Source organism: bacterium (assembly GCA_030655055.1).
In the GTDB taxonomy this organism is placed as follows: domain Bacteria; phylum Edwardsbacteria; class AC1; order AC1; family EtOH8; genus UBA5202.
The window spans coordinates 1-2,049 of record JAURWH010000078.1; the positions used below are offsets into that span (position 1 = coordinate 1).

Consider the following 2,049-nt stretch of genomic DNA (forward strand, 5'->3'; position numbering starts at 1 on the left):
ACCGTCACGGCATCCGGAACGCCCTGCAACTGCGGGACGCCAACGACAACTGGATCAGGAAACACATGACCGTGACGGGCCTGCGCACGGTGGAGGAACTGCGGGGCAATCCCTGCATCGAGGGACAGGAGACCCCGCCGCCCAAGCAGTGCATCATGACCTCGCGCTCCTTCGGCCGGGACATCCACGCCAAGGAGGACCTGGAGCAGGCGGCGGCCGAGTTCACCGCCATGTGCGCCGAGAAGCTGAGAAAACAGAGGTCAAAGGCTTCACTGCTGACGGTGTTCATCGCCAGCAACAGCTTTCGGGACGAGCCCCAGTACTCCAACTCCGTCACTTTGGGCTTGCCCGAACCCACCGATTACACCCCCCGCCTGCTGGAGCTGGCCGGCCGGGGTCTTAAAAGCATCTTCAAGCCGGGCTATTCCTACAAACGGGCCGGGGTGCTGCTTTCGGGCATCGGGCCGAGGGACACCGTGCAGACGGACCTGCTGGCATCCTGCCGGGAGAGCCCGGGGGAATACCGGATCATGCAGGCGGTGGACGCCGTCAACATCAGGCTGGGCCGGGGTGCCATCAAGTACGCCGCCGCCGGCGTAGACCGGCCCTGGAGGATGAACCAGAAGAAGCTCTCGCCCCGCTATACCACAAACTGGTCGGACGTCCCGGTGGTGCGGGCCTGAAACAGAGACCCCATCATGCCACGGAGCGATGCACTGAGCCAGCCGAAGTGACACAGAGTCCATTCCTAAAATTTTAAAAATTTTTTGTGCCCTTTGTGCATTCTGTGGTAAAATATTACTTTGAACTGAGGTACAGGCCTTTTTTGTTGACTTTTGGGCGGGATGAATATACAATTACTTGAATATTTACTGAGAGGTTTTGATGGAACGGGTATGCATCAGGGACATCAGGTCTGATGGTTTTACGGGAAAAGAAGTGATAGATTTTTACGCCCTGCGCAAGATAGAGCTGAAGACCAAGGAATCGGACGGCAAGGCCTACCTTAACCTGGAGCTGGGAGACGCCACCGGCCGGATCGACGGGGTGATGTGGAACGAGGCCGAAAAAGCCTTCAAGGAAGTATCCCAGGGCGACGTGGTCCAGATCAAGGGCCTGGCCGGAAGATACAAGGACAATCCCCAGCTGAGGGTGGAGAACATCCGCCGGGCCGGCGCGGAAGAATACCGGCTGGAGCACTTCATGGCAGGCTCGGACAAGACCCGGGCCGAGCTGGAGGCCGGGATCCGGGCGGAGATGGCCTCGGTGAAGAACCCGGCGCTGGCCAAGCTGCTCAAGGCGTTCTTCGACGACCCGGATTTCCTGGACAAGTTCCTGGCGGCCCCGGCCGCCAAGCTGTGGCACCACGCCCACCTGGGCGGATTGGCCGAGCACACCCTGGGGGTCTGCCGGCTGGCCCGGGCCGCGCTCAACAACTACCAGCTGTTGGACGCCGACCTGCTGTTGACAGGCTGTCTGCTGCACGACATGGGCAAGATGCGGGAGTTCGCCGTCACCACCTTCATAGACTATTCCGACGAGGGGCGGCTGGTGGGGCACGTGGTGCTGGGCGACCAGATGCTGATGGAGCGGGTCCCCAGGGTCAAGGATTTTCCCAAGGAGCTGGAGAAACGCTTAAGGCACATGATCCTGGCCCATCACGGCGAAAAGGAGAAGGGCAGCCCGGTGGTTCCTTCCACTCTGGAGGCCCTGATCGTCCACCATTGCGATTACATGGATTCCCACGCCGCGGCCTTTACCCGGATCATCAAACGGGAGGGCCTGCAGAACAAGCGCTGGAGCGACTACGTCAATTTGATAGACCGCTACATCTACCTGGCCAAAAGCGAGGACCAGTCGGGCGGGGAAAGGGATAGCGAGCTAATGCTGTTTTAATGCTCTATTATTAAACAGTAGTTTTTTTACAAGTAAGAGGAATGTAGAAATGCGTAAAATTTATTTATGTTGTATCTTTGCCGTCACAATTATTTGCGGTTGTTCTAAAACAAATAATTTGATAAAAGACATATATTTCCTCGCCAAGGAACA

2 protein-coding genes are annotated in these 2,049 nt (G+C 57.8%); both read left to right on the forward strand.

All coding sequences use genetic code 11. The annotated features are described in order from the left end of the window. A partial coding sequence (locus Q7U71_03425) for a DUF4113 domain-containing protein (GenBank protein ID MDO9390806.1) occupies positions 1 to 683 on the forward strand: 683 nt, incomplete at its 5' end. Between the two features lie 202 nt (positions 684 to 885). Then, positions 886 to 1,896, forward strand: coding sequence for an HD domain-containing protein (locus Q7U71_03430; GenBank protein ID MDO9390807.1), 1,011 nt, complete (start codon positions 886 to 888; stop codon positions 1,894 to 1,896). Positions 1,897 to 2,049 lie beyond the last annotated feature (153 nt).

Bases quoted from the DNA above. Each gene is read 5' to 3' on its own strand.
- Q7U71_03430 (MDO9390807.1), top strand. From the start codon at position 886: ATGGAACGGGTATGCATCAGGGACATCAGGTCTGATGGTTTTACGGGA.